Raw genomic sequence first — 26,764 nt, 5'->3', positions numbered from 1 at the left:
CCCTTTATTTTCATTATAAATCATCAAGTTTTTCTGACTTATATAGATCCAATATCCTATTTAAATTTCTTGAAATAACATCATTTCCATTTCTTTTATCAAAAGCTTCCTTACTCTTAAGCACATTATCTTTAAAATGACTAGCTACTTTTTCTGTATAATATTCACCACTTTCCATATATATAGGTGAATTTACAGGTATTCTAGCTTTAAAGCTTCTTCCACCTTCTTTTAAAACTTTAGAAAAAAGTAAATACGCTGAAAAATCAAAATAAAGTTTGTCTAAGGAATTATTTCCATCTAAACTATTCTTATAATTTTTTTCGAATACCTTAAGCGCCTTTCCCATATTAACCTTTGATAAATATAAAATGTGATTCCATATAAAATTAAAATGCCCTTTTTCGCCATTAATCTTTGCTATAGATGACAAATGAAATTTTTCTGCTAACTCTTTATCCCCTTTATTATATAAATATAGCAGCAAATGAGATTGTACTCCATTAATAGCTGTAGAACATTTTCCTATGCTGCTTAAAATTTCTTTAGCCTCTTTCAAAGCATTATCCACATCATTTTTATATAGATGATAACAAGCTTTACTATATTTATTACACAACCTACAATTGGAAGATCTATCTGCACGAGTGACTACAAATTCTTTATAAAGTGAATCTATTTCTTTTTCATCAAAAGCGCCGCACATAGCAGCAAACATTTTATTATCATAATAAGGTTTTAAACTCATATTATTATCTTTATAAAAGTTTTTCATGTTTTCAAATATGTACTGGATTTTATCCAAAGAAATATTACTGAATTTATATATGTTATCTGCAATAACTTTATAATTCCAGCTTAAATTATATGCTATATTATCCGACATAGTAATTTTATTCATATTATTTATACACCATATAAAGTCCAAAATCGTTTCTTGCTGCCTATTTATAAACGCACTAGCATAAATTATTTCTGTAGTAATAAAAAATTGATTTTGAATGTCTCCATTTTCTTCTGCTATTTTATGTGCCTTTTTCAAAAGCATTATAGCCTTCTCATAATCAAGGTCATTTAAACTAACACTATTACGTTTATCATATAATATATCTCCTGATGCATTAATTAATTTATCCATTTCAACTTTATAATTCATTGTTTACCTCCTAAATAATTTCACATTTAAAGTGCCATATCCATTAATTTATTTATCCCATTTGAAAATAACTCCTGTTCTTCTTTAGTAACTTTATGATTTCCTGCCATAAGGGCTTGTACATAAATAACATTAATAACTGACCTTTTTACTTCATCATTCCTGCATTGAATCAACTTTCTAATCATGAAGTTACTGTAATTAAAACATAAATCTGACATTTCCTCTTGGTATAATTTTTCAAAAGAAGATGCTAATTCAGCCAGTATAAAATTATTTTCAGCAACAGAATTTTCTTTACTCTCCTTTATTTCTTTTAACATTTTTGTGCAGTTACTTAAATTATAAATAGCTGTTACTTCTTTTGGGTTAAATTTTTTAATAGAAGCACTACAACTATATGCTTTAAGTACTTTATCAGCAAAAATAATAAAATCCTGAGTCTCATTTATTTGTTCAAAGGATAACTCATCAAAGGAATTTGAAATATCGTTAGGATTAATCACTTCTGTAGCATATCTATCTACAATAAAATTAAACTTTTCAATAAGTTCTGAGTCATTTATATATCCACCATTAACTATACAAATATTTTGAGCTTTAGCAACCTTCTCAATTTGTTTATAATCATCTACGCTCAAAGTATATTTAATAACCTTGTATTCTTTGTAAATATCAAATAAAGTCATCTTTCCCATAGTAGTACTAAATTTAAAATAATTAATCATTATTTTGTAAAGGTCATCCTCTTCTACAGACATCAATTTTAAAGAGTTATGATGTATATTAATTATATCTTCAAGTTTTTTAGGGTTATTTTTAGATAACTGCATGAAATAAGATTTAAAGCATTCTGCAATTTCCTTCCTTACAAGTTCAAGTTCATTGTCTTCATAAAAGTCTTCTCTTGAAGCTGTTAATCTTAAATTTTGAGCATTAATTAAAGGTCTAGTAAAAAATGCCCAAGTTGGCATAATCTTATCGCATTGATCAGATATAAACATCCCCTTGACATAAATCTTTCCTTTTACTTTTGAAACCAAACTTGTATTCCTTGGTAATATGTATGCTGCACCATTTATATTAGCAGTTTTTGATGTTATATGAATGCAATCCAAAAAGTTCTCATTATATATTTCTTTTCCCAAGCCTTTCCATATATTAAAATTGTGATTTGCTTCTAGTAATAATTGTGCATTCTTATTGATTATTTTTACTTCATCTTTATAGGTTAATAGTATGGGATATGGTAAAAATGCTCCATAGTGATTTAGTGTTTTATACACATATTCTGGCATAAAGAAATTAGAAGCGCCCTCCTTAGCTTTCAAATATACTTTAGATCCAAAACTTATCTTTATATCTAGTTTTTTCATTTCATAGGTTCCATCACTTTTCCCTACCCACTTAAATACTTCTTTTGAATTGAATTTTTTAGTTATAATTGTAATCTCATCACAAACTATAAAACAGGATAATAGCCCTATACCAAAACGTCCGATAAAATCTCCTTTTAATATTTCTTTTCTTTTAGAAGATTGTCCAATAACAGATAAAAAGTTTTCTATATCATCTTTTGACAAACCTATTCCATTATCCTCTACCACCAAAGTATCTTCAAAAAGTTCAAAATTTATTATATCTTTTTCATCATCGCTAATATTTTTTCTAGCGGTTATTGCATCTACTGCATTTTGAAGTATCTCTCTTAAGAACACATTTTTGTCCTTATACAAGTTCTCTGAAAGTAAAGATATTATTCCTTCTAAATTCACCTGAAAATTATTATTTTCCATGCCTATCCTCCATTAAATTAACATTGTTTATACTTTTATCTTAGTTCATTTCTTATTTAATTTTTATAATCTTTTATTGCAGTTTCATTTGCCACATTTTAGCATAATATGTGTAATAATTCAACTATTTAACCAACAGTTAATCTCCATACTTAAATAATACAAAAATGTAAAATAAGTTTTGGTCATTAAAAGTATTCCATGCTGATTATCTAAATGTTAAATATATCATAAAAAATTTAAATTGTTAAATGAAAAATCAATATGTAAATTGACATTATTTATAGACAAGCATACTATTATACTTGTATTTAATAACTAATATGGGATAATGAACATAAACAAGTTAAACAGTATATTTAAATCAATGATGTATCATTAGATTCCACAGCTGCTTTCTATTTAACATGAAAATGAATTACTGTTCTCAATGTAAATAAAAACTAAGGAGGTTGAGTATGAAAATTACTGAAGGCTATATACCATATCTAGAATATAAAACTTACTATCGTATAGTGGGAGAATGTACAGGAAATAAGAAACCGTTGGTTTTATTACATGGTGGTCCAGGCTCTACACATAATTATTTTGAAGTACTTGACAGAATTGCTGAAGATGGACGTGCAGTTATTATGTATGACCAATTAGGGTGTGGATTGTCAGAAACACCTTCCCGTCCTGACTTGTGGTGTGCAAAGACATGGATTGAAGAATTAATAAAGTTACGTCAACACCTTGATCTTGACGAAATTCACTTATTAGGACAATCCTGGGGCGGAATGCAGGCAATTGAATATGCTTGTGAATACAAACCCGAAGGAATCAAGAGCTATATCCTGTCCAGTACTTTACCATCTGCTGCACTATGGGAAAAAGAACAACGTCGAAGAATTGCATACCTTCCACAGGAAATGCAAGATGCCATTTTGAAAGCAGAACAATCTGGTGATTATTCCTCAAAAGAATATGAGAAGGCAGAAGCAGAATTCATGTTTCGTCACTGTGCAGGGCCAGTAGGAGCAGATTCACCAGAATGTCTAAGACGTCCAAAGGTTGCTGGAACAGAAGCTTACATAACTGCCTGGGGACAAAATGAATTCAGTCCATCTGGTACATTGAAGAACTTTGATTTTATGAAGGAAATTGAAGATATCCAAGAACCCTGTTTAATCATTAGTGGCTTACTTGATCTCTGTTCACCGCTTGTTGCAAAAACAATGTATGACAAAATCCCTAATTCAGAATGGGAATTGTTTGAGTTCAGCCGCCATATGCCATTTGTAGAAGAGAATGAAAAATATATAGAAATACTTAATAAATGGTTGAATAAAAACGACTAATTATCACAGCGTGAACTGCCTTTCCAGTTCACAGCTTCATTAATACATGAAAAAGCTGAATGACAAGTCCCAATGCAGATCATTCAGCTTTTTCTATAAAGCATATATTATTTTATCTTTAATTATATATCTAATAAGTTATTCTTGTATGCATTGTATAAACTTCTAAGTTCAGCTATCTTAGCATCCATTTTAATTTGAAGTTCTGAAACAGTTTCGTAATCACCAGTATTTATAGCATCTCTTATACTTGTGAATAAACTCTTTGTTGAGTAGGTATCTTTTAACAGATGTTGTCTCAAATTATTAACTTTTTGCCAGTTAGCTATATCAAGGTCTAAAATTTGCTCACCACAATGAAGTTTTTTAAAGCTTCTAATTTCATGACTGTAATTAGAAATTATTCTTGAGTCAATTTCAGTTAACCATCTTCTCTCTACACCCATACGGAAGCTGTTAAGTATTTCCTCTGTAAATACATCACCAGATTTTAATACATTAACTTTTTCAGGATACTTATCTAACGCTAGTAAATTTTCATAAATTGTAGCTGGTGCTTTACCAAATAATCTTGATCTTTCTTCATCAGAGTAATCTTCAAATACATCTTCTTCGCTTCTATAAGCTCTATCTTTTTCAAGATATGCAGTTTCTTCTCCAGCAGCCTTTGAAAGTTCAGCAAGTAAATCAGCTTCAGTTTTCTTATTTGATATAGCATAGCTTATACCATCAATTGAAGTAACAAATAACGCTGCTACTGCTAAATAAGTGTTTGTAAATGGGTTTGGAGCTCTAAGTTCAAATCTTGTTGCTAGTGGGTTGTTAAGATCTCTAATAGCACCTAATAATATAGTTCTATTTCTTGAAGGAACATCAACTGAATGTCCTAGTGATGTAACTATACATACTGGAGCTTCAAATCCAGGTTTTAATCTTCTTAACGAATCGTTAGTTGCAGACACAATTGGATTTATAACTTCGTAATTCTTTAATATACCCATTAGAGAACCATATCCATATATACTTAAGAAATTGTTATCAGTTGAAGCATATAAATTAAATCTTTTACCATTCTTTAATTTTAAAGCAATACTTAAATGAGTGTGTTCTCCACTTCCAGCTACACCATCAATGGGCTTAGCTAAAAATGTAACATCAAGCCCATATCTTCTGAAGGTTTCTTTTACTAATGTTCTAACAAAAAGTTCGTTATCCGCAGCCTGTAGTGCATCAGCATATTTCCAATCTATTTCAAGTTGTTCCATAACATGAGTAAGGTTACCAGTATCAGTTAAATGAGCCTTTACTCCACCAACTTCTTTATGACCCATTTCAGGATCTAAACCATACATTTCCATTAGCAATAAAGTTTCTTCAAGAGCTGATCTTACAATACCTTTAGTTCTAGTCCAGTATTGTTCTTGAAGTACTTGAGATGTAAAAAGTTCTTGAACTTCAGCTTTGTCTTCAGGAGTTTGCACCCAGAATTCAAGTTCAGTAGCAGCTGTAGCTATTATATCAGATACATCATCAAATGTAGCTCCATATGCAGCTAATAACTCAGGATATTTCTTATATGAATCAAATAATGTGTCTTTAACATAAGTTGTTGCAGCTTTTAAAATGTGTCTAGAATCTACAGCTTTACCTTCATGTATTAAGAAACATGGAATTCTTACTGTTCCTATTGGCTTTTTAGTTTCTTCATCTATAAACTCAAAATTGTAATCTACAAACCAGTTAACATCTGTATCAGCTATCATATCAACTTTAGCGTTATTTAATGTTGCTATTCCTGGAAGAACAACTGATGATCCGTCTGTTTGAATTGCTCCTTTTATAAAACCAGAAATATCTTCTAAAAAAACCTTCATAGGAATTCTTTCATCAGTATCATTTCCTGATAAATCTATTCCAATTAAGGATACAAACTTTATTTCAGAATGAGAAGTTAATATATCCCTTAAATCCTCCTCAGAATGTTTTTCTTTTGGTATAACATATACTAGATCTTTAAACATAAATACTACCTCCTACAAATAATAATTAAAGAAATGACTATATACATAATATTTTTTTAAAATAGACCTTAAATAATACATTTTACTTGTTTTATATAAAAATAAAATTAATATAATATGCTTTTATAAAAATTGTTTTGACTCTTTTAGTTTCTCACACTAAACAATGATTTTTTTTAATACTCACTTTCAATCCAATAAAAAAAGGTGCCATTAAGAAAGAAAAAATTATATTTTTTTCTTTCTTAAGACACCGTTGCCTTATCAATTATTTATTTTATATTCATATAAATAGTAAACATAACTTTTAAGAATTATTTTTAACTAACTATTATTAAAAGTTCATTTTCTTGTTTGATTTATACTATTAGGAATATAATAACACTTTTTTAATAAATGTCAATATTTTTTTATTATATTTGTGATTTTTCCCTGATTTATTTATGATAAAATCTTAGAGTTTTTAAAGAATATGATCAAATTAGCGCAATACATTTATTTTGAATAAAATTTAAAGGCTTTCTTGCTTATAATAGCAATATAAAATTTTTAAGAATTCTTTAATTCATACTATGATTAATATTATTTATAATTAAAAAAAGACTATTACTTTAGAAAAACTATAGTAACAGCTTTTTATATTGCTACCACCCTGAGGAGGACTCATTAACCAAAAATTGCATTAAGGAAAATTCAGCCTGGGATAAATGCATTGGTACTCTATCTTCTGAATACACAGGTCGATTAATATTACCATCTACTCCCCCAGCGTCTACACAGCATCTAATTATGCGTTCAATATTTAGGTATTGTATCACTTCTGGTTTTTTTTCTAAAGCCGTAATAGCTGCAGCAACTCCATAAGCACCCCAATTTGATATAGAAGCTGCTACAGTAATATCTGCTGGGACTACACATGCGATAAGACTACCGTTAGATACTGTTCTAGCTGTAGTTGCATATAAACTACCCATTCCAAGCTCATTTCCACCATCTCCGAAACCTACTGTGAGAATATGTTTGGATTGTGCAGCCTCAAACAATGCTTCACCATGAACAAATAAATAAGAAGGAATCTCTCGACCTTTAAAAGTATAGCTTTTTCCGTCCTTTGCTGGTCCAGGAAGTTCTACAGATATTACAGCAGAAGGATTAATTTTTGATATAAGATCTTTCGCAGCTTCAGAAGCAATGTTCACATCTGTTGAGAAAGGATATATTGCAGCAACAGACGCACTATCTTTAGCAGTTTTTGAATTAAGTGCTGTATTAATATCTGTTGGTACTAAGCCTGCAGCAGAAATACATGCCTTAACGTAAGAAATATACTGTTTTGCAGTCACAATTACAGGAATTGCTCCCCATACTTCCTCTAATACTCTTGCAAGTACAGCAGCTCCTACTGGTCCATCAGTTTCACTTAGGCCTTCAATAAGCCAGGTAATGGAAGGAAAACCCGTTAAAATTATAACAACACTTCCACGTTTAATAACTTTTTTTAAAGAAATAGCACAATACGTTGTAAGTGGATAATATTGAAGCCTCCTTGCTTCATTGTATAAATATAAAATATTTCCTCTTCCAGTTAAATCATAACTAATCATCTTGTCCAAGCTTTCGCCAATCTTATGCATTTGAAAAAAATCAATAGAAGATGTCTTGTTCAAGGGTGTATTTTTAATCATAATTAATTGCTAGATACAAGTAACCTAGCTCCTCCTCTCTAAAAAACATATCTATATTAATCTATTCATTATCTAATTTATATGTTACAAACTTATGGAACCATTCCACTGCTTCGTTCATAAAATAAATTTATAAGCTCAATATGTATATTAAAGCAGTTTAAGTAAAAAAGTTAAGTAAGGAGGAAAAACATGTCTTTTAGGTATAATGATATTAGCATAGTACCATATCGCAATGATTCTATTAAAGTAAATCAAAATCATCCAAAATACCCTTTACATCAAACTATTTGGGTACCAATGATGCCGGTTTATGATGTACGTAGTAGAAGATATTATCAGCTACCGATTAATTGTCCTTTTAGCCGATTTAGAGATTTTAAACTTCAAAGGCCAGCGCCACCTAAAGGTACTCTCACTGTAACTGCTGTAGGCAAATATGAAAATAATTGGTGTAATAAATTAGACAATGGAGATGCAGTAGCCTTTAAAAACTTTTTAAAAAACAAAGGCTGGGATATAGCAATTGAACATTATGATGAGGCTGTCACTCCCAATGATTTTTTAGCTGCGGGAGGTACAAGTGATATTTTGTATCATTCAGGACATGGCTCAGAAGATGGAACATTCCCATTATATCCTGTAAATAAGCTTCTAAGTTGGAAAGACTTTTATGTGCTTTCTAGAACTAAAATCTTTTTCATGATGACTTGTTATGTATTGAGGATAAATGATTGGGGACGTATCTTACGTAATGGTGCACATCATGTATTTGGTTATAATTTACCTTCTGGTGACATTACAGATAATGATATTGTTAAGGAGTTTCTTGGAAAATGCTATGGCGAAGGTGGCATAGCTCCTAAAAAATTGCTGGATGCCTGGGAATTTGTTAATACTTCTCATGAGGAACCTTGGACTATAATCAGTCATTCAGAAAATAGAGATGACTATATGATTGGGGTAGCCCTAGGACTTACAAAAGACGTTCGTGGACTAAACGATATAATAAGAATAACATCTACTGGAACGGATATCATTCAATTTAAAGAACCAACTACAGAAGCCATTTCAGCTTATTATGATGTTTCAGTTGAACAAGAAAAATTGAACTTTGTAAATCTAGCAGAAGGCCTAACTTCAGGATTTCCTGAATTTAAGGAAAATAAATTCTTTAAGGCAAAGACCTTTACTGACGGACAGGCTAATATTTATGTCTATCCTTCCGGTGCAATGATATATGAAGGTGTAAGAAATCGTAATAAATTTAAAGGTACTAGTGATGACGCAATTAAGATTGCAGAACAGTTTGTAAGGTTGAAGGGCGGTGGATTACCTGATGATGCCTTTTTATCAGAAGTAATACCACAAGAAGAAAAAGACGCAACCTCTAACATTAATAAAGTAACAGGCTATATAGTAATTTTTAAACATAAGATTGATGGTTTAGAAATAGACGGCGTTGCTGGAGACTCTATAAAAGTACTGATTGATAATAATGGAGGCTCCTATATGTTCAGAGTGTGGAGAGATATAAAGTCTAAAAAATTAAAAGTAGGCAAACCACCTGTTGATTCCAAAGCTGCAATATTGGCTGCAGAAAATTATTACCATCAGATAATGAAAACTACTCAGCCACCAGTTCTTCAAAATGAGAAAATGGTTTACTTCTCTAAATCTTTTAAAGAAGTTCAGACTAATCTACCATTAGCCTGGAAAGTAACTTTAAGCGGAAGAAATATATTTGTAGATGCTCAAACAGGAAACATACTATCAACTCCTAAAAGCTGATATGAAATATTTATTATAAGTCTCTCTAAATAGGAGGAAAAAGATGAGCAGAAAAAAAATATACAACACTAAAGTGCAGTTAAATTCAGCTTATATGATACCCTGTAAATTTATATGCTCATATTGTGAGCAAAATGCAATATGGTGCCCAATAGTCTCATATGCTATATCTAATTTACCTTCGACATCAGAAAGATTTTCAGATGATATTTATAAACAAAATTTATATCTGACAAGAGCATCAGAAGATCCTTTGGTAAGTATGAAAAATATACGGGCTGATTTAGTGAAGCAAACAGGTATTACAGGAAAAGGTGTTAAAATAGGAATCCTAGAATTAGATGAAATAGATACAAAAGATCCAGAGCTAAGCCATCTTAATATTGTATCTAATCCCAACATGGATATTCTGGAGAAAAAAAGCCCCCATACTACCTTAGTAGCAAAAATTATTGCAGGTAAAACACTTGGTATAGTTCCAAATGCCACACTATATTATTCTCGTTATTTAACTGAAAAGCAGTTTCGAAAAGGTATTGAATGGCTTATAAAGCAAGGATGTAATATTATTAACTTTAGTGCGGCTTTTGAAGGGGCGAATCCTAAAGAAGAACTAGGGACTTATACTGAATTAGCTAGCTGGATGGATACTTTAGCAGTAATTTACAAGGTTCACTTTGTAAAATCAGCAGGAAATAACAGGTATGAATACCATAGTCCGTACCACAGTTCCCTGGAAACCTATTGGATCACCAATCCAGGCATGGCTTACAATATAATGACTGTTGGAGCTATTGATGATTTAGGAACATCTGAATGGATAGATGATAAATGGGGACAATTGAGAGATGGAACAATATATTCTGCCTATGAAGAAATGGAAGGCACAGCTTTAAAACCAGATTTATGCTCTCCGGGTACGAATATTTTCTCACCCTTAATAAAAGGTGAAAATTCAGGCACTAGCTTCGCTGCTCCCCATGTAACCGGTGTAATAGCACAAATGATTGAAATTCAGCCTGAATTGTCCTGGGATGTAGGAGCAGTTCGTGCTATATTGGCAGCTGGCACCATACATCGTACTGCTGATGATTATGGAACCTATCCAGAAAGTCCATTTTACTCTAATAAAGAGGGTTTCGGCGTTGTAGATGCAAAAGGCGCTTTTGACATTATCAAAAAGAAGCAATATAAAACTTTTTTTTATCATCGAAGTGCATTCCCATATAGATTTGTAATAGATGTTCAGCACAGTGAAACATTAAAACGTATCAGTTTGTCATGGCTGAAACTAAATCGAATAGGCTCAGATGGTATTCCCATTAAGCCACAATTAGCAAACCTTGATCTCTATATATTTGATCCCGACAGAATAGAGGTGGCACGTTCAACCTCTAAGCGATCAAATATTGAAATTGTTGAGTTTAGTCCTAAAAAGACGGGTTATTATACAGTTTTTGTCGTTGCTGAAAGTATTAGCAGAGAGAATGAATATGAAAGAATCGCAGTAGCATGGATGTAAAAATCTGAATTTGCTTTAATGCAATTTATAGTCAAAGAATTCATATCAGGCTGTTCTTAGCAATATAATACTTGAATAAGTGCTATACAAGATGATAAAAGGAGGTCATTATGTCTATCTATATCCGATACCCTAAAGAATATTTTACTAATGTCATTTCTAGATCTATGAATCATGTTATTTGCATTGACCCAGGACACCAAAAAAAACCTAATCTTGCATTGGAATCTATTGCTCCAGGTTCTAATATAACTAAAGTAAAAGTTTCAGCTGGAGCTCAAGGTACAATCACAAAGCAACAAGAATATGAACTTAACTTGAAAGTATCAAATAAACTTAAAGATATACTTATTTTGAAAGGCTATGAAGTAGTAATGACACGTCAAAGCAATGATGTGAATTTAAGTAATATTGAAAGAGCCAAAATTGCTAATGATGCTCATGCAGATATATGCATAAGAATTCATGCAGACAGTTCTAATTCTAAATCACAAAATGGAACATCACTACTTTATCCAGCTAAAGAAAGTCCTAATAATAGTAAAGATAAGTTTGAAAAAAGCAAAAAACTTGCTGAGCTAATATTAAAAGATGTATTACTAAACACAAATACTAATTCAAAAGGTACTATTCCAAGAGATGATCTTACAGGATTTAATTGGAGTAATGTGCCAGTAGTACTAATAGAAATGGGTTTTTTATCAAATCCACAAGAAGATATTAATTTATCAAAATCTGAATATCAAAGCAAGATAGCACAGGGGATATCTAATGGAATAGATGAATTTTTTAAAAATTCTTTAATTCAATACGCAGATTAATATTACTCATAATTCAAAAAAAGCTATTACTTTAAAAAACTATAGTAATAGCTTTTTATATTTCTACCCTCCTGTAGAAGGCTCATTAACCAAGATATGTTAGTTAAAGATTTTTTAGAACCCTTACGCTGCATACTAAATGTTTCAGAAGTGTTTTCGGAATACTATGAAAATGGATGCAGATGTGTTTGCCATAACAAACTTAAAAGATATTTTAATTCATAATACCAATCAACTTAGTTACCTAAACAGGATAATTTTTAGCATAGGTTCTTTAAAAACAAAAAGAGCAAGCATGATTTGAAGATAATAATAGTAATACTTCTGAAAATCATATTCAAATATTAGCCAACTGGACATTATTTAAAAAAAGCTATTGCCATTATCTCGTATACATAATTTTTGTTTACACAAGCCTTAATTAAACTTAGTAATACTTATTCTAATTTATTACTGTGAAAAACTCAGCTAATTATGACACTGCTCATCTCACAATACTAAAATTTTATTTGTAATCAAAAAATCGTACTAGAATTCTCCAATACTACTATTCTAATCCCTATGTAATTTATATGCAAGAAAAGAGGCTGTCGCACTAAGAATAAATACTACAATATATTGTGTTTATCACTAATCTTCAAAACAATATATTGTATGTAAATTTCTTAATGCGACAGCCTCTTCAATGGTGGAAGCGAGCCTCATTAAACCCATCATTAAAGAATATATATTTTAAATTTAAAAATGTATCTCACTACTTTCACCACTTTAAAAGAAAAATATTTATCAAATAAGCTAATCTATTTTGCTGTTTCTCCTAGATAGGCTTTCTTAATATCTTCATTACTAAGTAATTCCTTACCTGTACCCTTTAAGGTTATTTTTCCAGTTTCCATTATGTAACCTAAATCAGCTATTTTTAAAGCTGCATTAGCATTTTGTTCTATTAAAAGAACTGTCATACCTTCTTTATTAATTTTTTGTATGATCCCAAATAGTTCCTTTACAATTATAGGAGCTAAACCTAGAGAAGGCTCGTCCATCATTATTAACTTAGGTCTTGACATTAAAGCTCTTCCTATGGCAAGCATTTGCTGCTCCCCTCCTGAAAGCGTACCTGAAAGCTGCCAGGTTCTTTCCTTTAATCTTGGGAAAAGAGAATATACTTTTTCTAAATCTTCTGCTATACCCTTAGTATCTTTTCTTGAATAAGCACCTATTTTTAAATTTTCAAGTACTGTAAGGTCTGAAAAAACTCTTCTTCCTTCTGGAACTAAAGCTATGCCCTTTTTAACCATATGTTCAGTACTAAGCTTTGTTAAATCGCATCCTTCATAATCTATAGTTCCACTTTTAACCTTAACAAGACCTACTATAGATTTTAATGTAGTACTTTTACCTGCTCCATTTGCACCAACTAAAGTTACTATTTTTCCACTGGGTACCTCTAAGCTTATACCCTTTAACGCTTCTATACCACCATAAGATACTACTAAATCCTCTATTTTAATCATCTTCAGATACCCCCAAATATGCGTCTATAACCTTCTTATCATTTTGTATTTCAGAAGGCGTACCTTCAGCTATAGTAATTCCATATTCAAAAACCTGTATTTTATCTGATAAACCCATAACCATATTCATATGATGCTCTATCATAAATATAGATAAATTGAACTTTTCTTTTATTTCACGAACAAAACCTGTAAGTTCATCTGTTTCTGTAGGATTCATTCCTGCAGCTGGTTCATCAAGTAAAAGAAGTTTAGGATTGGTTGCAAGTGCTCTTGCTATTTCAAGCTTTCTCTGTTTACCATAAGGAAGAGAACTAGCCTTTTCATACCTTAAATCCTCAAGTCCCAATTCTTCTAAAAGTAAAAGAGATTTTTCAAGCATCTTCTTTTCTTCTCTTCTATACTTTGGAAGCTTTAAGGTAGCTTCAATAAAATTAGATTTTATATGTACATGATTAGCCATTAATACATTATCAAGTACAGTTAAGTCTTTAAAAAGTCTTATGTTTTGAAAAGTTCTTGCTATACCATTCTTAGTTATAAGATCCTGTCTCATTCCAGTAATATCTTTATCATCAAAAATTATTTTTCCATTTGTAGGAGTATAAACATTAGTTATCATATTAAAAGCTGTAGTTTTACCAGCTCCATTTGGCCCAATTAGCGAAACTATTTCACCATCATTAATTTCAAGATTAAAATCTTTTACCGCAGTAAGTCCACCAAACTGCATTGTTGCATTTTCTACTTTTAATAATGCCATTATTTGTTACCTCCTTCATTTAGAGGTTTACTTCTAAATATTGAACTCCATGTAAATTCTTTTGTTCCCATAATTCCATTTCTAAAGAATAATACTATAACCATAAGCAGAACAGAAAAAACAACCATTCTAAGTCCAGATATACCCTGGAATTTTATAAATCCAAAAGTAAATTGTTTTTCCATGTCTAAGAATCTTAGTACCTCTCCAAGTATTGTTACTACAAAGGCTGAAATCACTGTACCTGTAACACTTCCCATTCCTCCAATAACTATTATAAGCAGTATGTTAAAGGTAAGGGTAAACTTAAACATATTAGGATCTATAGTACCAAGTAAGTTCCCTAAAAGTCCTCCACCTATGCCTGCAAAAAAAGCTCCTGTGGTAAAGGCTATAGTTTTATGTTTGAATAAATTTATTCCCATACTTTCAGCTGCAATTTCATCTTCTCTTATAGCTTTTAAAGCTCTCCCGTAAGAACTATTTATAAGTGAAATAAGAATTATTAATGTAACTATCGCAGCTCCAAAGCTCCACCATAAATTAGTTTTATGTGGAATACCTCTAAGTCCTAAAGCACCATTAGTTAAACATTGAACATTAGTAAGAACTATTCTTATAATTTCTGCAAAACCTAAAGTTGCAATAGCTAGGTAATCCCCTTTTAATCTTAAAGCAGGTGCACCTATTAAAAATGCTAGTATTGCTGAAATAATTCCTGCCATAATCAATGCTGCAATAAAGGGCATAGATATATTATTTAATGGTGCTATTAAAGGCTCCATAAAGAAATTCTGAGTTTTTACTTTTGTAGACATAGTAAGGAGTCCTGTTGTATAAGCTCCTATTGCTATAAATCCAGCATGTCCTAATGAAAATAGTCCAGTAAAACCATTTATTAAATTCATACTAAGTCCAAGAATTGTATATATGGCACATAAGTTTAAGATTCTAATCTTGTAAGAGTCTAGAAAATAATTTGCAGCAAGCAGTAATAAAAATACAGTTGCAATAAATGCTATATTTAAAATTCTGTTTCTCTCCTTCATATTTTACACCTTCTCTGTTAAATTTTTGCCCATTATTCCCGTAGGTTTGAATAATAATATTACTATTAAAAGTATGAAAGCAAAAGCATCTCTGTATCCAGTTAAGCTTGGACAAAAAGCAACCAGCATAATTTCACCAATACCTAAAATAAATCCACCTATAACTGCGCCTTTTATATCACCTATACCACCTATAACTGCAGCAATAAAACATTTCATACCAGGAATCATGCCCATAAGAGCAACTATTTGTGGATATTTAAGAGACCACATCATAGCCCCTACTGCTGCAAGCATTGAACCTATAGCAAATGTAAAAGAAATTATCCTGTTAACATTTATCCCCATAAGTCTTGCTGTATCAACATCTTTAGCCACTGCTCTCATTGCCATACCAACATTAGTATTATTAACTAAATATAATAGCCCAAATAAAAATATTAATGTTACTATTGGTATTATAAATGTAAGGTTTTGGACAGAAACTCCACCTATATTAACTACATTAGTAAATATTTTTGGAGTTGGAAATGCCTTTGGTCTTCCCCCAAATAAAACAACTGCTAAATTTTCAAGTAAGAAGGAAACACCAATGGCTGAAATTAGTATAGATAATTTTGGTGCACTTCTAAGCGGCTTATAAGCTGCAAATTCAATTGTAACTCCAAGTAAACCTGTTAAAGCTATAGCTATTATAAAAGCAAAATACCAAGGAAGATGAAATGTAGCTACTGCGAAAAACGCGAAGTAAGAAGCCATCATAAAAATATCTCCATGAGCAAAATTTATAAGTTTTAATATTCCATAAACCATAGTATAACCTATAGCTATAAGTGCATATAAACTTCCAAGTGATATTCCATTTGCCAAGTGTTGCATAAATGTAGTAAAGTCCATTATAATTTTCACCACCTAATTATTTTTCATCTGATTTTATAGTATCAAGATAAGTAAATTTCCCATCTTTAACTATTTTTAAAACTGCATCTTTTACAGCATTGTTATTTTCGTCTATAGTAATTACACCTGCAGCTCCAGGGAACTTTGTAGTTTTTGCAATTTGATCTCTTATTTTTACTGGATCTGTAGAGTTAGCCCTTTTTATAGCATCCAGTATTACTAAATAAGCATCATAGGATAAAGCCGAAACTGCTGCTGGCTCTTTTTTGTATTCTTTTCTATAAGCCTCTAAGAATTTCTTTGATTCCTCTGTTATAGGTTTTTCACTAGCAAAAAAAGTAGAAAAAACTGAACCTTCAACTGCTTCTTTGCCTATATCTACAAATTCTGGAGTTTCCCAGGTATCTGCCCCTATAATGGGAGTTTTTATACCAAGCTGTCTTGCTTGTTTTACAATTAATGCCCCTTCAGTAAAGTTACCAGGAGCAAATATTACATCTGGATTGCTATTTTTTATATTTGTAAGCTGAGCTGTAAAATCCTGATCTCCTGTATTGTAATTAGCCTTAGCTATAATAGCTTTATCATCTCCTGTAAGTTTTTTAAAAGAATCAGTAAAGAACTTACATACACCAACAGAATAGTCACTAGAAACTTCTTGAAGTAATGCTACCTTCTTAGCCTTTAATTTTTGTGCTGCATATTTTGCCATAACAGTACCTTGAAAAGGATCTATGAAACAAACTCTAAAGTAATAATCATTACCAGCAGTTACCAAAGGGTTTGTACAAGATGCTCCAACCGCTGGAACTTTAGCTTCTGCAACAACATCTCCTGCTGCCATGGAGTTTCCACTTCCCCAACTTCCTATAATAGCATTGACTCTTTCTTGCTGAACAAGGTTAGAAGCCGCACTAGCTGCTTCAACTTTATCTGACTTATTATCAGCAAAAACTAGTTCTACTTTTTTTCCAAGTACTGTGGGATAAAGCTTGTTTGCAAGTTTTGCTCCTTCTACTTCAAGCTGTCCCCCTGCAGCATTGGCTCCTGTCATTGGCTCAAACACCCCAATTTTCACCACATCGCTGTCCACTTTTACTTTTGCTTCCGATTTAGGAGTACAACCAGCTAATGTCAAAGTAGTTGACATTGCCAGTATCAAAAGTAAAGAAATCTTTTTTTTCATAATAAATAGCCTCCTTAACTCTAGCTGTAAATGTGTGTCATACAAAGACATATATTTTGAAAACAACTCAGTATTGAATATTAATGCATGTAATTTATGCAATACACTTCTTGTTTTCTTTAACATTTTTAATGTCTTTAGAATGTCTTCTGTCAATTTTTTTGATGCATTTTTTCATAAATGCCTTTAAGTTTTAACATTATGTCAAGAAACACCTTTATTTATTGACAATTTATTTATATTGTATTGTATATTATAATTTTTCTTCTGTCAACGAAAATGAATTTTTTATATCTTGTTTTTTCATTTTTTTGTGTTTTAATGTTCAAAAAGTGTGTACATATAGAATACACATATGTAATAATAATCGTGACTTGCAAAGAAATTGCAAATTGCTTTTTACTTTTAAAAATTTTTCATTAGCACTGTAAACCTTGCCATTAATAAAGCTAATATTCCCATAAAAGCTATTGATATTAAGTTCACGCCTTATGGATTGGTAATATATCACACTTTCTGCAGTTCTAGTGAGAACTTTATATCTTAAATATTTATAATTTTTGTATGAATTCTAAAAAAAAAGCAAAACTCTTAACTTAATTTTAAAAATTTCTTTACTTTTAAATGAGAAATTTTTAGTGATATATCCAAATTTGAAAAGATTAAATTAAAATGATAGAATAGGTGATATATCTAAAATTATGAAAATGATATATAAAATAAAAAACGCGTATGATGAAAGGGGAATTACAAAAATGGAAATTTTAGAATGTATTAACAGTAGAAGGAGTGTTCGTGCCTATACCGATGATATAATACCAAAAGAAACCCTGACTAATCTTATTGAACTTGGAACAAAAGCTGCAACAGGTTCTGGAATGGAACCATGGGGATTTGTAATCATTCAGGATAAAAATGAAATAGACTCATTATCTGAAATGACAAAACATTATTTGCTTAATAACCTTGAAAAATACCCTTATTTACAGCAGTATGAGAACTGGTTAAAAAATCCAGGCTATAGTATTTTTAATCGTGCAAACACTTTACTGATTATTTATGGAAATACGGAATCTCATTGGTATGTTTATGATTGCAGCCTTGCAACAGGTAATATTATGCTAGCTGCTAATAGCATGAACATAGGAACTTGCTGGATTGGATTTGCAGAACATACTTTAAATACAAAAGAATTTAAAGAAAAACATGGCGTGCCTGAAAACTTCGAATTAGTTTGTCCTATGAGTATGGGATATATGAAAACTAAATTAACTTCACCAAAAAGAAAAAGTCCTTTAATATTTTCCAAATAAAACAATATACTCAATTATACACAGGTAGCAAACAAACTTTAACTTTACTATCTGTGTTATTTAATATATGATTAGAGTCATGCTGCATACAAAAACTTTGTCCCTAGTTAATCCTTCATATCATATTTCTTATATATGCTCATAATAATAATATATAAAGATTGAATTATAAAGTGAGGGATATTTATTGATATTTGAATATGATAAAAGGAACTTGAATTTATTTGAATATATTTTATATAATGTTATTTCCACTTTTATATTTTGGATTATGATTAGTTTTATAGTTACAATCCAAGATTATATACTACAAAAACTTGATACCATTCCAGGATTGGACCTATTATTAAGTTTTTGTCCGCTTTTTATTTTTTATTGGTTCCTACAAGTCAATTCTCAAAAACTTAATACAAATTCTTTAGACAAACACCCCAAGTTGCTGGCCTTACTTATTTATGCAATTACTTTAACTATTCTTGTATACTTTTTTGGTTTTTTAAAGATTTCTATTTAATTTTTATGATTATTATTAAAAGTATCATAAGTAAATAAACAAATAGTCAAATTAAATGAGCACCAGTGTTATTCACCAGTGCTTATTTAAAACAAAATATATCTATAATAAGGGGGACTTATTATATTCTATTTTTTCTCTAAGTTTTATTTCCTTAGTATACTCATTATTATATATAGTAATTGTTACATTCTTGTGTAATTTTTGTTGCATGTTTATGTACATTTTTTTAACATTTTATGAATAACTGAAAAAAATTAAATATTATAAATTAAAAGCTAAAATTTTTCATTTCATAATAAGTTTCATTCTAAATATTATTTTAAAATATACTAAATAACACCCTTTTAATCTTTCTTTCTACCATAAGGGCATACATATAAACACATACCGCATACAGGTACTTTCTCATCATTTTTCATTTCATTAAAATACTTATCACATTTTTTCACATCAAATCTTTCTTCACGTTCCTCACCTTCTTTATAATTTCTACCATGAAGTGATTTAGTTGGGCATATTTTCACACAAGCCATACAGCTTCCACATCTTTGCTCAATTTTTTTGCCTGTAACACTTAATGGTGCATCAGTTAATATGCTTATCCACCTTACTCTTGGACCATGATCTGGTGTTATTAAAAGACAGTTTTTGCCTATCCATCCGTGTCCAGCTAATCTTGCTGCAATCTTATGTGAAAATGCTGCATTTATATAATCACTATTTACTCTTTCTGCTGCAGATATTGGCAGAGCCCTATATCCTTCTTTATTTATATAAGAACTTATTATTGAAGCTACATTATCTAGCCTATTATTTATAACTTCATAACAGTGATCATATTCTATTTTAACAGTGTTATTACAATCATTTAAATGTTCAACAATAGTAGATGGAAATACAATTCCCATTGAAATAGCTCTTGGATATCCAGCTACAAGCTCCCCTCCATATTTCACAATTTCACTTTCATATTCACTTATATCTGCCACTCCATAATAGTCAATCATAAAGTTATCTAATATTTTTTGTATACTTTCTTCAAACACGAAAACATCCCCTTTTCCAATTAAAATTGTTTATAAATAGAATTCAAAATTTCTTTGCTTAAAAATTTGTACGAATTTATATTATTAAACATAATTTAACTTTTAAAGTAAGTATTATACTCCTTAAACTTTTTATTTTCAACCTAATTTTCATTAAAAAGATTTAAGTACTACTTTACTAAAAACAAAGGTAAAGTAGTATATTTTAAATATCCTGCTTCACCTAACTATTATAATTTAAATGTTTTTTAATTGTACATAAAGCATATAATTCGAAAATCTATATCAAACTATGAATTAATTAAATAAGTAATCATCGATTTATTTGTTAATCTTAACTGATCAGGAAATCCATTATTTCTCTTTGATAATATTGCAAAGTACCCTTCTTCTTTAAAATTTTCTTCTATTCTAGCTTCACTGAATCCTAACCCTATTATTAACTCATTATAAAAATCTTTATAGTTAATTACATCCTCCGCTGCTAAATGAAAAATCCCCTTTAAATCATACTTAATTATATAAAATACTTTCTCTGCTATCATTACATCAGTAATAGTATTTATAATTAACTTAGGATAAACGATGCTCTTTTCATTATTGTTCAGTAGATTTAATAACTCTTTCATTCTTGGAGAATCTTTTCCCCAAACTTGAGGAAGCCTTAATATGCAAGCGTTATGATGTAATATTTCAGTAATTATGTTTTCACATTCTATTTTAAATTGCCCATATTCAGTAATGGAATTTGGCGAATCATCTTCATAATGGGCTCTGCTAAAATCACTGTCAAAAACATTTGTAGTGGAACAAAAATATAATCTACCATGATTTTTTCTTAGATATTCAGCAATTTTTGTATGAACAATTAATTGTTTATCATAATTTCCCCTTAAACATGATACTACAATATTAGGTTTTAGAAAGTTTAATATATCATTTATGTTATTAACATCTTCAATATTTAGTTTAAAGCTTTTATTTTCATTCAATGGAATTGGATTATTAAAGTATGTTGCATAAACATCAAATTCATCACATTTATTCATTTTAGCAACTATTGCTTTTCCTACACACCCGCTTCCACCTATAACTAAAACCTTGTTCATAGACTACCTTTAGTGAGAATTTATAATACTCCCACTAAAACTCACCTCTTTTCTTTTTATATTATTTTCTACTTATAACATCATATTAATAAGTTCGCCAAATAAGAAGATTATAATTTAAATTTAATCTATATAATTTATTTGTAATCATATAAGTCTTTAATACTTTTTCAATCTAATAATAAGTGCAGGTGGTATTTCCGTCCAATCCATTTCATCTGTGCTAAACACAGGTTCTTTGACACCAGTAACTACAAAACCAGCTTTAAAGCTTTGTTCAAGTAGTTCTGATAATGACCTATGATAATATAATTGTGAAACTGGTTGTCCTACTATTGCACTACCTTCATAGCATTGAGGCGTTATGTAATTAAATATTTGAATTGAATTTCTAGTCTCTACCTTTTCACCTAAATCCTCTGTTTCAACAACTTTTCTCATTTTAGGTGATTGAAAACATGGATGCATAATAGAGAATACAAATACTCCTTTTGGCTTCAATAATTTATAAACTGCGCTAAGCAACGGTTCAATATCAGCAATATCCATTAAGGCCATATTTGCTACAGCTTTATCAAAATGTTCAATCCCTAATTCAATAAGCTGATTATAGTTTGTTGCATCTATAACTTTAAATTCAATTTTATCTAAATATAAAGAACACCTTTTTTTAGCATTTTCTATTAAATTAACACTATAATCAAACGCAGTTACTTTAGCTCCTAAATCAACCAATCTTTTTGAAAAGTTACCATTGCCACATGCAATATCTAATATTTCTTCACCTTCACTTACCTCTAATAATTCTTCTGTTGATGGTCTAACGATTTCTCTATGAAATTTATTGCTGTGTTCCCCCATTTTCTTATCCCAAAAGTCAGCATTTTTATCCCATCTCTTTTTACTTTCCTCTGTTGTTACAGCCCAGTTACTCATATTATATACACCTCTCTATTCATATTATTAGTTACGTTATAAATTACAATTGTTCATCAATATAAGAAAAGCATGACTTATTAATAATCAAAAATATAACCATTGTTATACTAATCTACATATTCTTCTTTTAATATTGAATAATATTTACAGTCTACTAGTGAACCAGTATTAATCCTATGTATCTTTCTTAAAGTACCTTCATATTTCAAACCACACTTTTCCATGACTCGTCCAGAAGCTGTATTGTCAACATGATGACGTCCGGTTATACGTTCAAACCCTACTTCGTTAAAAGCAAAATTAATCACCGCAGAAAAAGCTTCAGTTGTTATCCCTTTGTTCCAAAAGGCCTTACTTATGCAATAACCAATCTCACAGTTTTCAATATTATTGTCTATATTCATAAGTGCAATAGAACCAACTACACTTCCATTTTCTTTTATTTCTATTGCCCAATTATAATTTTCTTGGCTACTATATTCATCAATCCACATTTTAAGTACTTTTTTACTTACTTCAATGTCACTATGGGTTTGCCAGGAAACATATCTAGTAACCTCATCATCAGAAGCCCAATTATTAAACATATCCGCAGCATCTTCATTTTTAAACCGTCTCAATATAAGCCTTTGAGTTTCTATTATTTTTGTTCCAGTATGTTTTAACATAAAAACTCCCCCTAAAAATTCATAATTCACTTAATATAAATTATCTTCGTCTTAAATTACACTTGCATAGCAGTAAAAATCTTCTTCCATTCCTTTATATTCAAAAGCATTTTTCTTAATAAGATTGCTTGACTTATCATTGTTTTAATAAACTAATTTTTCATTAATAAAGATTTTTAATGTTATATAACCCAATAGCTGCCTTTAATATTGGAATAAGATTTTCATCTTTTTCCCTTAAATCGTTGTTAATAAAATTCTCAACTGATTTTTGTTCCGCTTTGATTAATATCAAAGAATTTAATTCTGGACTTATCCCTTGACTAATTAATTCTTCGCTAAATTTATGAAATCTGTCTACAAGTTCTACTTCATTCAAAAACAAATCAAGTTTAAAAACAGCAGATAAAAAATTTGATTTTCCTCCATCTTTTAAAAAATATGGTCTAAAATCTTTTGTAATATTCTTATCATATGTATCTAAACCTAACTCTTCAAAAATTTCTTTTCGAATATTATGCTCTAAGTCCAGCAAATCTCCATCTATATCATCTTTATCTATTCCACCTCCTACAAATTGCAGCTTTTTCGGAGCAAATGTATCTCTATTCATCTCACCTATAACAAACTTGCCATCACAGGTTTCTATCAATACAGAAGTATAAATTACTCTACAGTCCTTCTCATCAAACATACCCCTATCCAAGGTATATAAAAAGTGTGCATAATCAGTCAATTCCACATATATATCTATACTTTGTTCATGATAATTTATGTTTGTAATAGTAAAAACATCTCCTCTAAAAAATTTTTTACCACTTTTCAACAATGACTTCCAATATATTTCCATATTATCACGATACTCTTGATGTAATGATACCTTGTTTTTTGTATAATGAACCTTCACATTATTATCAAATTTATAGATATTAATTTCTTTCACTATCATTCCCCCCCTCTTTTAAAACAAGTTTTAGTTTACAAAAATTGCACATGAGTTTCCACATAAGAATATTTTCAATCTCTCATATGTTAATTAATACTGAAGTAATCCAATAGTTTTTCAAGATCATTCCCACAAAAATCATACTTTTCAACTTCTAATTTATCAATCCATCTAACTTGTTCTATCTCTGAATTATGCTGTATTTGTTCATTTATTTTACCCGTATATACAATCAAAATATATCTATTGTCTTCATTTATAATATAATATTTAAACAGTTTTAAATCAAAGATGTTGCAATTAATTTCCTCCATTACCTCCCTACGGATACATTCTTCTGCTGTTTCATTATTTTCCAATGCTCCACCTATGGTTTCCCACATAAGTGGGAATTTCTTCTTTGTGCTACTTCTTCTCGCTATTAAAACTTTATTATCATTATCATAAATAATTATTGAACAACCTATATATGTGTCCACTTCAACCCTCCATAAATTTACTTTTTACATATCAATAGTCCATGATTGCTCATTCCTAAAATACTTTTTTCTCTACAACTATTTAAACTGTAGTTAAGCCATACAGAATACTCCTTTTCATTCATATTATCTACAAAATCTTTCAAGAATGGGCTTAATCCATCAGTTCCAACATGATCAATAATTTGAGTATTAAGTTTTGTAATAAATGATTCCATTTCTATTGGGGTTGTAAAAAAAGCATCTGTCCAAAAGCACTCTTTTTGTCCTTCTTTAATAACACCTGTATTTAAAACTTTCTCAATAAAATTATTTGTAAGAAACTTTTTATCTTTCGTCATAATTGTATTAAGTACAAAATGCTTGTTTATGTAGGCAATTGCTAATATACCATTCTTTTTTAATACTCTTAAAGACTCCTTAATACACTTCTCCCTATGCAATGCATTAGTAAGATGATACATAGGACCAAGACACAATACTACATCAAAACTTTCGGATTTATAATTACTTAAATTAGCAGCATCTAAAACTTCTGTAGATAGATTAATACTATTTTTTCTTTTACTTAATTTTTGCTTAATAATACCTATATGCTTTGGTGTTATATCTGTAGCAAGAACATCATTTTCTCTGTCTGCATAATAAAAGGAATAAACTCCTGTTCCTGCACCTAATTCAAGAATTTTACTATGTCCTTTTATATATTGATTTAAAATAGTAGTCGTTACATAAAACTCAACTTTTCTTGCATTGTTGCTAGTAAGTCTAGCTTCCTCATCATACTTTTCATAAAAACTTACAACATTATTCATAAATTCACCCCTATCTAAGAAAAATCAACTTAAAAACTATCCATTTTCCCTTCAAATATCCAATAGAATGGAAATGAAAAATGAATCTGTTGAAAAACAAGTCTTTCCATATATTTTGAAATTACTGCTGTAAGCCTAATAGGACATGTATAATCTTGACCTGTAGCGCTTTCTTTTAGTACATATGCTACACTTCTATGTATAGCGAAGAGTTTCTCTTTTGATGTAAGATCCGATTGAAACAAACTTTCTATTTCACCTAAAACACGTGCAGAAAGTTCATCCTCTGTTAAGTTTTGCTTTAATATACCACAAGCAGTAAACCATGTAATTCCACTTTGATTTGAAGCAATAGCATGTTCTAAATCTAAGGAAAGAATAGAATTATTGTTTACAGAAAAAAATTCTTTTATTTGATCTATTCCAATACACCACTGATTATCCGGCCCAATAATATAAGGAATATTCTCTGTTACAAAATATTTATTCACCAATTCTCTTGAAATATCTTTTTGACCAACCAACTCCTTTTCTAAACTTATCATCAATGATTTTACTTCTATATCTATCTGATTATCCAAGTATTTATCTACAATTTCATTCTGCTTATTATAACTTTCAAGATATTCTTTAGAGTTTTCAAAACGTTCATCAGGAAAATTTGCTTTTGGCATAGAAAATTGGATATGAGAAAATTTCCACTTATTATCATATTTTAAGAGAACTCCACTTAATCGTAAAGACCATAAGTATTCTCTTTTTTTCTCTAAACGTTGATGATATGTTAAGGCCAAAACCCAGTTAATAAAGGTAATTTTTTGCTTTGGTGTAAATTCAGGATTTTCAATCTTATTTTTGATAAAATTAAGATAATTATCATACTTTTCTTGTGTATCTTCAAAAGTATATCTAATTGTACCTGTTGTAGCAACCCAAGCAACTTCATTCTTATAATCAATGTGTACATTTTCTAAATCTAGATTAACGTCCCCCCAATATTCCCAATCATTTTTAATCAATGTTTTCACTTGATCAATGCCTAAAAACAGTTCGCCTGTTCCAGTACCAATAATACAGGTGTCATCTTTCATTATAAAAAGTTCTTTAACAAAATCATCAATCTTTTCTATGTCTCTTTTTGTGTATCCTGCCTGTAATCTACAAAGAACTTCTTTAATCTCCGAAATCTCCTTATTATGCTTTTGTAATGTATTATATTTTTCAAAAGTTATTCTTGGTGGTTTGTTTGAATACTGTACTCCAAAATTATCCATTCTTAAACTCCTCCCTATCCCCCTGTATAGGACTTAAATAAATCGCTCAATTTTAGTATCTTTATTTTATTTACTGTTTTTACCTATAATTACAATTATATCATACTTTATTAG

22 protein-coding genes are annotated in these 26,764 nt (G+C 30.0%); 5 read left to right on the top strand and 17 right to left on the bottom strand.

Annotated elements, in window-relative coordinates:
- Positions 1 to 13: 13 nt before the first annotated feature.
- Entirely contained in the window at positions 14 to 1,156 is a 1,143-nt protein-coding gene (locus HBE96_RS07740; protein ID WP_169297190.1) for a hypothetical protein, read from the bottom strand.
- 26 nt (positions 1,157 to 1,182) lie between these two features.
- Positions 1,183 to 2,952 carry an HSP90 family protein gene (locus HBE96_RS07735; protein ID WP_169297189.1) on the bottom strand — a complete coding sequence of 590 codons (1,770 nt, stop codon included), beginning with the start codon at positions 2,950 to 2,952 and terminating at the stop codon, positions 1,183 to 1,185.
- Between the two features lie 458 nt (positions 2,953 to 3,410).
- Between HBE96_RS07735 and pepI the strand changes: the two genes are divergently transcribed.
- Positions 3,411 to 4,292 carry a proline iminopeptidase gene (pepI, locus tag HBE96_RS07730; protein WP_169297188.1) on the top strand — a complete coding sequence of 294 codons (882 nt, stop codon included), beginning with the start codon at positions 3,411 to 3,413 and terminating at the stop codon, positions 4,290 to 4,292.
- A 122-nt stretch (positions 4,293 to 4,414) separates the two neighbouring features.
- Here pepI and HBE96_RS07725 read toward each other — a convergent pair whose 3' ends face one another.
- Together HBE96_RS07725 and HBE96_RS07720 are read right to left on the bottom strand one after the other, a co-directional pair.
- A complete protein-coding gene (locus tag HBE96_RS07725; protein WP_169297187.1) occupies positions 4,415 to 6,313 on the bottom strand; it encodes a type I glutamate--ammonia ligase in 1,899 nt (632 codons plus the stop codon).
- 644 nt (positions 6,314 to 6,957) lie between these two features.
- The gene (locus HBE96_RS07720; protein ID WP_169297186.1) at positions 6,958 to 7,947 is read right to left on the bottom strand and encodes a glutamate cyclase domain-containing protein; all 990 of its coding nucleotides are present in this window, start codon (positions 7,945 to 7,947) and stop codon (positions 6,958 to 6,960) included.
- 243 nt (positions 7,948 to 8,190) lie between these two features.
- Between HBE96_RS07720 and HBE96_RS07715 the strand changes: the two genes are divergently transcribed.
- The 3 genes from HBE96_RS07715 to HBE96_RS07705 all read left to right on the top strand — a co-directional run bounded on the left by HBE96_RS07715 (position 8,191) and on the right by HBE96_RS07705 (position 12,132).
- Positions 8,191 to 9,789 (top strand): hypothetical protein, encoded by a 1,599-nt coding sequence (locus tag HBE96_RS07715; protein ID WP_169297185.1) that lies wholly within the window; start codon positions 8,191 to 8,193, stop codon positions 9,787 to 9,789.
- A 43-nt stretch (positions 9,790 to 9,832) separates the two neighbouring features.
- On the top strand, positions 9,833 to 11,311 hold the full coding sequence (locus HBE96_RS07710) for a S8 family peptidase (protein WP_169297184.1): 1,479 nt from the start codon (positions 9,833 to 9,835) through the stop codon (positions 11,309 to 11,311).
- Positions 11,312 to 11,421: 110 nt separating this feature from the next.
- A complete protein-coding gene (locus HBE96_RS07705) occupies positions 11,422 to 12,132 on the top strand; it encodes an N-acetylmuramoyl-L-alanine amidase family protein (protein ID WP_169297183.1) in 711 nt (236 codons plus the stop codon).
- An 800-nt stretch (positions 12,133 to 12,932) separates the two neighbouring features.
- On the opposite strand, the gene HBE96_RS07700 is transcribed toward HBE96_RS07705, so the two are convergent.
- Genes HBE96_RS07700 through HBE96_RS07680 form a run of 5 tightly spaced genes read right to left on the bottom strand, consistent with a single transcriptional unit; the run spans position 12,933 to position 17,544 of the window.
- Positions 12,933 to 13,646 carry an ABC transporter ATP-binding protein gene (locus HBE96_RS07700; protein WP_169297182.1) on the bottom strand — a complete coding sequence of 238 codons (714 nt, stop codon included), beginning with the start codon at positions 13,644 to 13,646 and terminating at the stop codon, positions 12,933 to 12,935.
- Positions 13,639 to 14,409: an ABC transporter ATP-binding protein gene (locus HBE96_RS07695; RefSeq protein ID WP_169297181.1), complete on the bottom strand. Its 771-nt coding sequence runs from the start codon at positions 14,407 to 14,409 to the stop codon at positions 13,639 to 13,641. Before HBE96_RS07695 ends, HBE96_RS07700 begins: the two co-directional genes overlap by 8 nt.
- The gene (locus HBE96_RS07690; protein ID WP_169297180.1) at positions 14,409 to 15,458 is read right to left on the bottom strand and encodes a branched-chain amino acid ABC transporter permease; all 1,050 of its coding nucleotides are present in this window, start codon (positions 15,456 to 15,458) and stop codon (positions 14,409 to 14,411) included. Before HBE96_RS07690 ends, HBE96_RS07695 begins: the two co-directional genes overlap by 1 nt.
- Before the next feature lie 3 nt (positions 15,459 to 15,461).
- Complete coding sequence (locus HBE96_RS07685; protein ID WP_169297179.1) at positions 15,462 to 16,355, bottom strand: branched-chain amino acid ABC transporter permease; 894 nt, start codon at positions 16,353 to 16,355, stop codon at positions 15,462 to 15,464.
- 19 nt (positions 16,356 to 16,374) lie between these two features.
- Positions 16,375 to 17,544 (bottom strand): ABC transporter substrate-binding protein, encoded by a 1,170-nt coding sequence (locus HBE96_RS07680; protein ID WP_169297178.1) that lies wholly within the window; start codon positions 17,542 to 17,544, stop codon positions 16,375 to 16,377.
- Between the two features lie 755 nt (positions 17,545 to 18,299).
- On the opposite strand from HBE96_RS07680, the gene HBE96_RS07675 reads away from it, so the two are divergent.
- Positions 18,300 to 18,857, top strand: a complete 558-nt coding sequence (locus HBE96_RS07675; RefSeq protein ID WP_169297177.1) for a nitroreductase family protein — start codon at positions 18,300 to 18,302, stop codon at positions 18,855 to 18,857.
- 861 nt (positions 18,858 to 19,718) lie between these two features.
- On the opposite strand, the gene HBE96_RS07670 is transcribed toward HBE96_RS07675, so the two are convergent.
- The 8 genes from HBE96_RS07670 to HBE96_RS07635 all read right to left on the bottom strand — a co-directional run bounded on the left by HBE96_RS07670 (position 19,719) and on the right by HBE96_RS07635 (position 26,650).
- On the bottom strand, positions 19,719 to 20,420 hold the full coding sequence (locus HBE96_RS07670) for a 4Fe-4S double cluster binding domain-containing protein (protein WP_169297176.1): 702 nt from the start codon (positions 20,418 to 20,420) through the stop codon (positions 19,719 to 19,721).
- Between the two features lie 290 nt (positions 20,421 to 20,710).
- A complete protein-coding gene (locus HBE96_RS07665; protein ID WP_169297175.1) occupies positions 20,711 to 21,529 on the bottom strand; it encodes a sugar nucleotide-binding protein in 819 nt (272 codons plus the stop codon).
- Positions 21,530 to 21,688: 159 nt separating this feature from the next.
- The gene (locus HBE96_RS07660) at positions 21,689 to 22,465 is read right to left on the bottom strand and encodes a class I SAM-dependent methyltransferase (RefSeq protein WP_169297174.1); all 777 of its coding nucleotides are present in this window, start codon (positions 22,463 to 22,465) and stop codon (positions 21,689 to 21,691) included.
- A gap of 110 nt (positions 22,466 to 22,575) precedes the next feature.
- A complete protein-coding gene (locus HBE96_RS07655; RefSeq protein WP_169297173.1) occupies positions 22,576 to 23,136 on the bottom strand; it encodes a GNAT family N-acetyltransferase in 561 nt (186 codons plus the stop codon).
- Positions 23,137 to 23,299: 163 nt separating this feature from the next.
- Positions 23,300 to 24,079, bottom strand: coding sequence for a hypothetical protein (locus HBE96_RS07650; RefSeq protein ID WP_169297172.1), 780 nt, complete (start codon positions 24,077 to 24,079; stop codon positions 23,300 to 23,302).
- Between the two features lie 89 nt (positions 24,080 to 24,168).
- Positions 24,169 to 24,561, bottom strand: a complete 393-nt coding sequence (locus tag HBE96_RS07645; protein WP_169297171.1) for an NUDIX domain-containing protein — start codon at positions 24,559 to 24,561, stop codon at positions 24,169 to 24,171.
- Between the two features lie 17 nt (positions 24,562 to 24,578).
- Entirely contained in the window at positions 24,579 to 25,376 is a 798-nt protein-coding gene (locus tag HBE96_RS07640) for a class I SAM-dependent methyltransferase (protein ID WP_169297170.1), read from the bottom strand.
- A 29-nt stretch (positions 25,377 to 25,405) separates the two neighbouring features.
- A complete protein-coding gene (locus tag HBE96_RS07635; protein WP_169297169.1) occupies positions 25,406 to 26,650 on the bottom strand; it encodes a nuclear transport factor 2 family protein in 1,245 nt (414 codons plus the stop codon).
- Positions 26,651 to 26,764: the final 114 nt, after the last annotated feature.

Source organism: Clostridium muellerianum, from assembly GCF_012926525.1.
In the GTDB taxonomy this organism is placed as follows: domain Bacteria; phylum Bacillota; class Clostridia; order Clostridiales; family Clostridiaceae; genus Clostridium_AM; species Clostridium_AM muellerianum.
The sequence above is the reverse complement of the archived record's forward strand: the minus strand, read 5'-3'. Positions and strand labels throughout refer to the sequence as shown.